Source organism: Cupriavidus sp. GW822-FHT02D05, assembly GCF_058802485.1.
Genome location: NZ_JBXAOE010000037.1, coordinates 84,506 through 91,536, shown reverse-complemented (window position 1 = coordinate 91,536; position 7,031 = coordinate 84,506). Strand labels below are relative to the sequence as shown.

At 68.0% G+C, this 7,031-nt stretch carries 8 protein-coding genes; 3 read left to right on the top strand and 5 right to left on the bottom strand.

What is annotated here, in order from left to right:
* The first annotated feature begins 51 nt into the window (after positions 1-51).
* Complete coding sequence (locus tag AC1RQK_RS34830; protein ID WP_492813935.1) at positions 52-597, top strand: hypothetical protein; 546 nt, start codon at positions 52-54, stop codon at positions 595-597.
* Here the strand turns inward: AC1RQK_RS34830 and AC1RQK_RS34825 are convergent.
* From AC1RQK_RS34825 to AC1RQK_RS34815, 3 genes are read right to left on the bottom strand one after another with little or no spacing between them, the layout of a single operon-like run.
* Entirely contained in the window at positions 540-1,652 is a 1,113-nt protein-coding gene (locus AC1RQK_RS34825) for a 3,4-dihydroxy-2-butanone-4-phosphate synthase (protein ID WP_492813933.1), read from the bottom strand. The genes AC1RQK_RS34830 and AC1RQK_RS34825 overlap by 58 nt on opposite strands.
* Positions 1,649-2,596 carry an alpha/beta hydrolase gene (locus AC1RQK_RS34820; RefSeq protein WP_492813931.1) on the bottom strand — a complete coding sequence of 316 codons (948 nt, stop codon included), beginning with the start codon at positions 2,594-2,596 and terminating at the stop codon, positions 1,649-1,651. The genes AC1RQK_RS34825 and AC1RQK_RS34820 overlap by 4 nt, the downstream gene beginning before the upstream one ends.
* 56 nt (positions 2,597-2,652) lie before the next feature.
* Positions 2,653-3,462: an SDR family NAD(P)-dependent oxidoreductase gene (locus tag AC1RQK_RS34815; protein ID WP_492813929.1), complete on the bottom strand. Its 810-nt coding sequence runs from the start codon at positions 3,460-3,462 to the stop codon at positions 2,653-2,655.
* 373 nt (positions 3,463-3,835) lie between these two features.
* Here AC1RQK_RS34815 and AC1RQK_RS34810 point away from each other — a divergent pair, with 373 nt between their 5' ends.
* Positions 3,836-5,023, top strand: a complete 1,188-nt coding sequence (locus tag AC1RQK_RS34810; RefSeq protein WP_492374030.1) for a helix-turn-helix transcriptional regulator — start codon at positions 3,836-3,838, stop codon at positions 5,021-5,023.
* Positions 5,024-5,029: 6 nt separating this feature from the next.
* On the opposite strand, the gene AC1RQK_RS34805 is transcribed toward AC1RQK_RS34810, so the two are convergent.
* Positions 5,030-5,389 (bottom strand): VOC family protein, encoded by a 360-nt coding sequence (locus AC1RQK_RS34805; RefSeq protein ID WP_492387194.1) that lies wholly within the window; start codon positions 5,387-5,389, stop codon positions 5,030-5,032.
* A gap of 14 nt (positions 5,390-5,403) precedes the next feature.
* Positions 5,404-5,559: a hypothetical protein gene (locus AC1RQK_RS34800; RefSeq protein WP_492374028.1), complete on the bottom strand. Its 156-nt coding sequence runs from the start codon at positions 5,557-5,559 to the stop codon at positions 5,404-5,406.
* Between the two features lie 223 nt (positions 5,560-5,782).
* Here AC1RQK_RS34800 and AC1RQK_RS34795 point away from each other — a divergent pair, with 223 nt between their 5' ends.
* Positions 5,783-6,934 (top strand): LLM class flavin-dependent oxidoreductase, encoded by a 1,152-nt coding sequence (locus AC1RQK_RS34795; RefSeq protein WP_492374027.1) that lies wholly within the window; start codon positions 5,783-5,785, stop codon positions 6,932-6,934.
* The last annotated feature ends 97 nt before the right edge of the window (positions 6,935-7,031 follow it).

Here is a 7,031-nt window from a genome sequence, read left to right as displayed (position 1 = left end):
CCGCCTGGGTCTGGCTATCTCAGGCACGTTTGCTCGTACGCCGATTGTCCAATGCCTGAATTTGTCCTCACCCTCTATGCGTCGCTGCGCATTGGCTACGTGGTGATGCCGGACGCCTTGCGGCCCGCGCTGCGCCAGTTGCGTGCCACTACCGGGCGCTCCAACAGCCTGGTTGAGCAGCTGGCGCTGGCGTCCTTTATCCGCTCCGGTGCGCTGTCTCGCCACCTGCGCGTCTCCCGGAGCGTGTACCTGCGCCGCCGCGATATCGTGCTGGCGGAACTGCGCGCGGTGCTGGGCGAGCACCTGCGTGTCAGCGGCGAGCACGCCGGGTTTCACTTCGTGTTGTGGTTGCCGGAAGGCATCGGCGAGCACGATGTGGTGCAAGCCTGCGCCGGCGCGAAGTTGACGCTGCAGGGATTGGGCGAGTTCTGCCGGGAGCGGGCAATGCCGCCAGCGCTGGTGATCGGTTACGCCGCCGCGCAGGACGAGGTGCTGCGCGACGCGGCGAGACGGCTGGCGCGGGAGATAGCCGCACTGGCTCAGGCCGGCGGCACGAACTCGGTGACCTCCAGCTCGAATCCCGCGATATTGCGATAGGGCACCGGCTGGCTCAGCAGCCGCAGCTTGCGCGCACCCTGGTCTCGCAGGATCTGCGCCCCCACGCCCAGCGCGCGCTGCGCGAACGATGGCGGCGCGGGCTGTCCCTTGTCTTGACCCAGGCGGGAGACCTGTTCGAGTAGCTGGTGAGGCGGCTCGCGTTCGGCCAGCAAGACCAGGATGCCGCAGCCCTCCGTGCCGATACGCGCCAGCGATCGTGCCAGGTTCCAGCCCGGCGCGAACTCTGCCTGGTTTTGCGCTGGCTCGAACGCGAGCACATCGCGTAAGGTCTCCACCGTCTGCACGCGCGTCAGCACCGGCTTGCCCAGCTCCGGCCGGCCCAGCACCAGCGCCAGGTGCACCGCGTCGAGGGGCGCGTCGTAGTACGCATGCACCGCGAACTCGCCGTAGGGCGTGGCCAGCCGGCCGCTCTGGCTGCGGCGCAGCGCGCCCTCCACCAGCAGGCGATGATGGATCAGGTCGCTGATCGCGCAGACCATCAGGCCGTGCTCGCGGGCGAAGGCCAGCAGCGCGGCGCCGCGCAACAACTCGCCGGCATCGTCCAGCAACACTGTGTAGGCGCCCGCGGCCTCGCGCCCGGCCAGCCTTGGCAGATCCGAACAGGCTTCGGCAAAGCCGGCGCGGCGCAGCACGCCGTCTGGTTGCGCCACGATGGGAAAGACGTGCCCTGGCTGGACCAGGTGGCCGGCGCTCGCATGCGCGGCGCTGGCCACGCGCATCGTCAGCGCACGGTCGGCGGCGCAGATGCCGGTGGAGACGCCTTCCACCGCTTCGATCGACACGGTGAACGGCTCACGCTGTTTGCCTGCGCCCGCCATCATCGGCAAGCTCAACCGCCGCCGCCTGGATTCGGTGATGGCCAGGCAGACCAGGCCGCGCGCGTGCGCCGCCATGAAGTTGACGTCGGCCTCGCTGACCTGGTCCGCCGCAACCAGCACGCAGCCGCTGGCTTGCTCGGTGTCGTCCTCGATGACCACGACCCGCTGGCCGGTGGCGATGGCGCGCAGCACGTCGCCGATCGGTGTGGCGCTCATGCCGCCTCCCGCTCGTCGGCAAAGGCGGCGCGCAAGGCTGCCGCCGCCAGGTCGAGTGCCGCGTCGGCTGCCTCCAGCAAGCCCTGCATGCTCATGAAGCCGTGAATCTGCCCAGGCCAGCGATGGATGGCGGCAGCCACGCCGGCATGCTGCATGGCGGCGCCGTAGGCCTCGCCCTGGTCGCGCAGGGGGTCGAATTCGGCGGTGATGATGGTGGCCGGTGCCACGCCCGCCAGTTCGCGCTCGCGCAGCGGGCTGGCGCGTACATCGGCGGCATGGCGCGGGTCGGGTGGCTCGGGGAGATAGTGGCGGGCATACCAGCGCAACATGTCCTCGGTCAGGAAGCAGCCTTGCGCGAAGGTGCGCCAGCTGCCGGATTCATCCGCGCAATCCAGGTAGGGATAAAGCAGCAACTGGTGGCGCAGCGCCACGCTGCCACGCAATTGCTGGCACGCAACCGCGGCCAGATTGCCGCCCGCGCTGTCGCCGGCGACAGCCAGCCTGTCCGGCAGCGCGCCCAGCTCAGCGGCGTGCGCCGCGCTCCAGCGCAGCGCCGCGCAGGCATCGTCGGCAGCCGCGGGAAAGCGTGCCTCCGGCGCCAGCCGGTAGCCGACCGACAGCACCAGGGTGCCCGCGCGGTTCGCCAGCGAGCGGCAGATATTGTGGTGTGTATCGATTCCGCAGGTGACGAAGCCGCCGCCGTGGAAGAACACCGTGAGCGGCCAGGGGCCATTGCCATGTGGGCGGTAGAGGCGGGCGGGCAAGGGGCCGGCGGCGCCGGCCACGCGCAGTTCGCGTTCTTCCGCGACCGCATCCCCCGGCGCGAACGCGGGGTGCGCGGCCAGCACGGCGCGGTAGGCGTCTGGCGTGATGGTGGTGAAGTCGAGTGGCGGGAACTGCGCCATGGCGTTGAGCAGGGCGCGTACTTGCGGGTCGAATTGCATTGGTTTTTCCTGATGCGGACGGGAGGAAGTGCAGGGGTGCGGGCCAGGCAGGCGCTTCAGAAGGCGAAGGCCGGCGCCCTGCCGCTGGCGATGCCGTTGGCGCGCGCTTGCGCGGCGGTGGCGGCTTCGGCGTGCGGCAGGATCCAGAAATCGCCAGCGGCCACGCCGTCGAGGATGTGCCGGGCCATGGTTGCCGCTGGCATGCCCTGCGCGATGCTCGCCTGCAGCGCCTGGTTCATGCCGCCGACGCCGCTTTGCGCGCCGGCCGGCAGGTCGAGCGCAATGCCGGTGGCCACCGGGCCTGGGCATGCCACCGATACCTTGAGCGGCAGGCCCGCCGCCTGCAACTCCATCGCCAGCCCTTCGCTCAACGCCACCACGCCCTGCTTGGACACGGTATAGGGCGCAAGCCAGGGGCCCACGGCAAGACCCGCCATTGAGGCGATGTTGACGATATGCCCGCTGCCTTGCGCCGCCATGCGAGGCACGAAGACGCGCAAGCTGTGGATGATGCTCCACAGGTTGACGTTCAGCACGCGCTCGAACACGGCGGCATCCAGCTCCCAGCAGGCACCGGTCGCCAGCACGCCGGCATTGTTGAAGAGCAGGTCCACCCGGCCCAGCAGTGCGAAGCTGCGCGCGCAAAGCTGCTCGACCTGGGCAGCCTGCGCCACATCGGTTTGCAGCGTCCCTATCGTTTGCCGGTGGTGCGTCAGTTCGCCGTGCACGCGCCGCAGCGCGTCGGCATCCTTGTCTGCCAGCACCAGTGCCACACCCTGCGCGGCGAGCGCGTGGGCCAGGGCCCGGCCTATGCCGCCGCCGGCGCCTGTGATCACTGCGGTCTTTCCGGTCTCGTTTGCCGCCATGGCAGGTCTCCTCGCGAAGTGGTTGGAAGGGATGGCGCGCTGGATTGCGTTTGCCCATTTCTACCGGCGCGGCCGGGCCTTCGCATCGTCTGTTTGAGTGAGGTGCCAGGCGCAAGGCAGGCTCAGGGATTGCCCTGAGGGGGGAGTCACCTAGTCCGTTTGCGGTATGTGAGCGCGCGGCAGGAGGGTAAGGTCTGGCCTATCCGCAAGCGGCGGCATCACAGGGCGCGCGAATAGGTGCAAACCATGACGCACAATGCCGCCACCGGCGCAGTGGCGATCCATATAATCGGGAACCGCCGGGGCGCGCAGCGCCCCTGTCATGGCGAACGCCGGCCGCAGAGCCTGGCGTGGATAACGGGAGACAAGAGGTATGTTGATGGAGGCAAGCCACAGCCAGGAAGCGGCGCTTTGCTACGCGCCGGTGGCGCTCTCGCTGGCGGATCTCAGCACGCTGCTTGGCAAGATCTACCAGGGGGCCATGGAGCAGGTGCCATGGAGCAAGGCGCTGGAACTCATCCGCACCCACCTGCGTGCGAACTACGTCACGCTGATCCTGCGCTCGCCGGCAAGCGACCGCGCGGGCCTGATGGTGCATGCCAGCGAGGAGGGCGGCAACACCTTGCCCGGCGAGACCATGTACAACAACTACTACTACGCGATGGATCCCTTCGTCGACTTGCCCGCGGACCGGGTGGTGACGATCGACGAGCAGATTGGCACCAGCGCGTGGTGCAACAGCGACCTGTACCAGCAGTTCCTCAAGCCGCTAGGCGTGCGCTATATGATGGGCGCGGACATCCGCACCGACGATGGCGTGGAATGCCGACTCCGTGTCTGCCGCAACGTCGACGCGCCGGACTTCTCGGAAGCGGACAAAGCCATTTGCGCGGTGCTGCTGCCGCACCTGCGGCGCGCGGTCGATCTGCACTCGCGCATGGATGTGGTGGAGTCGGAGCGCACCCTGTACGCCAGCGCCATCGACCGCATGCTGGTCGGCATGGCGATACTCGACGAGACCGGCGCCATCATGCGGACCAATTCGGCCGCGGACGAAATCCTTGCCGACAAGGACGGCATCCGTATCGCCAGGGGCTCGCTGGATGTCGAGTACGCGCAGGAGAACCGCCAGTTCCAGCGCTTGCTGCGCCAAGCCATCATGGGCCATATCGGCACCGCGCCGGCGGTGATGGAGGCGATGTCGATCACGCGGCCTTCGGGCAACGCGAAGCTGGGCGTGCTGATCCGCACGATTCCGCTGAGCGAGTGGTCGGAAGACAATAAGCGCCGGCCTTCGTGCGTGATTTTCATTCGCGACCCGGAGCGCAAGTCGCAGGCTTCGCACGAGGTGGTGCGCAAGCTGTTCGATTTCACGCCGGCGGAAACCCAGCTTGCGCTGCAGCTGGCCAACGGCCTCGCGCTGGAAGAAGCAGCCGAGGAGCTCGGCATCAGCAAGAATACGGCGCGCGCGCACCTGCGCGCCATCTTCTCCAAGACCGGCGTGACCCGGCAGGCCACGCTGGTGCGCATGCTGCTCAGCAGCGTGGTGGCGCTCGGCTAAAGCGCGCTAGCCCGCCGGCCTGGCGGGCTTGGCGCTGACCACCAGCGGGAATCCCTGCGGCGTGGTCAGCACCGCGCGCAGCTCGTGCGGGCCGCTGGCGAGCGGCTGCGCGACGCGCGCGCCGCCCGCCAGCAGGCGCTCGATCGCCGCGGCGATATCCTCGCCCGCTTCCAGCCGGAATGCCAGTGCGGGCTGGGAGACCAGCCGCTCTTCGCCAGCCACCAGCGCTACCGTGATGGGGCCGGCGTCCAGCGCGCAATAGCGCCCGCCATCGCGGAACTTCACCGTCAGGCCCAGGCCCTGCTCGAAGAACGGCAGGGCGGCATCGATATCGTCCACCGGGTAAAGCAAGAGGTTCGATTGCATGCTTGCGCTCCTTGTCAGCCGGCGGACGCCGCCTGGCGGCACACGGCACGGATATTGAGCGATTGATCACCGTCGTCGCCGGACAGCAGGATGTCGGGCGCGTGAGCGTGCGCCGCGGTGCCTGTCGGCAGGGCGGCCAGCAACGTCTGGCGAAGCGGAGGAATCTTCATGAGGGCGTATCCGTGTGCATGTGGTGAGTGGTCCTGGACATGATAGGGACACGGCGCCGCTGCGCATAATCCAATCAGACGATGCCGCACTTTCCCCGGCCGCACACACTGCGGTTACGCAGGCCAGCAATGACGGTGCCGGCGATGGCGCCGCCCGCCACGACAACGCGGCGGCGCTTCCGGCCGATGGCCTGAAAACCAAATGCAAAGGAAGGGGACTGCAATGCGATTTTCGCTGATCTACGAAGCGCAGACTGTCGACGCGTCGCGCGCCGGCGACCACAAGGTGTTCGACGAAATCATGGAGCAGGTGGAGCTCGCCGAGGACATGGGCTTCGATGTCGTCTGGGCGGTGGAGCACACGGCGCTGACCAACTACGCGCACATGAGCGCGCCGGAGACCTTCCTGGCCTTTGTGGCCGGGCGCACGCGCCGCATCGGCATCGGTCACGGCGTGGTCTGCCTGCCGCCGGCGATGAACCATCCGGTCAAGGTAGCCGAGCGCGTGGCCACGCTCGACATTCTCTCCGGCGGGCGCGTGCATTTCGGCGTGGGTAAGGGCGGTACGCAGCAGGAGGCGGGCACCTTTGGCTACGACCTCGAAACCCTGCACCCGATGATCGACGAGGCGATGTACCTGATCCCGAAGATCCTGACCCAGGACGAGATCGAGCACGACGGTGAGTTCATCAAGATCCCGCGCCGCCCCATCCATCCCAAGCCACGCCAGGACCCGCACCCACTGATGTATCTGGCCTGTACCAACGCCGATACGCTCAAGCGCGCCGGCGCGCGCGGCATGGGCGCGCTGGTGCTCGGCTTTGGCGGCCCGGAAGACGTGGCGAAGAAGAATGCAATCTATCGCGAAGCCTACGAGACGCGCCAGGCGAAGGACCAGGTTGGTTTCCGTCCTCACCAGCATCTTGCCGCCCTGTGCCCGACCATCGTGCTGGAAGACGGTGTGGCGGCGCGCAAGATCGGCATCAAGGGGCAGCGCTACTTCATGGAGTCGCTGGCGTACTGGTATGCCGGCGGCGAGCGCCCCAATCCCGACGGCTGGGATGTGGACAACATCACCGACCAGGACGCGCAGGGCAAGGCCGTGATCAAGACCAGCTTCGCCTCGGAGAAGGTCACGGTGGATTTCAGCGATCCGTCGATGATGATGCTCAACCCCAACCATGCCTACGGCACGGTGGAGGACTGCATCGGCTATGTGCAGCGCCTGATCGACGCCGGGGCCGACGAGATCCTGTTCATCTGCCAGATGGGCACGGTGCCGCAATGGGCCCAGCTCGAAACCATCCGCAATATCGGCGAGCACGTGATCCCGCACTTCCGCGCCCAGGGCCGCAAGCTGCGCGCGCTCGCCTGAGCGAGCCATCGGACCATCGCTGCTGCGCGACTAGTCTCCCCGGACGATGGCGCGGGGCAGCGGCGATGCCAGCATGAAGGCACGACAAGACCGGCCC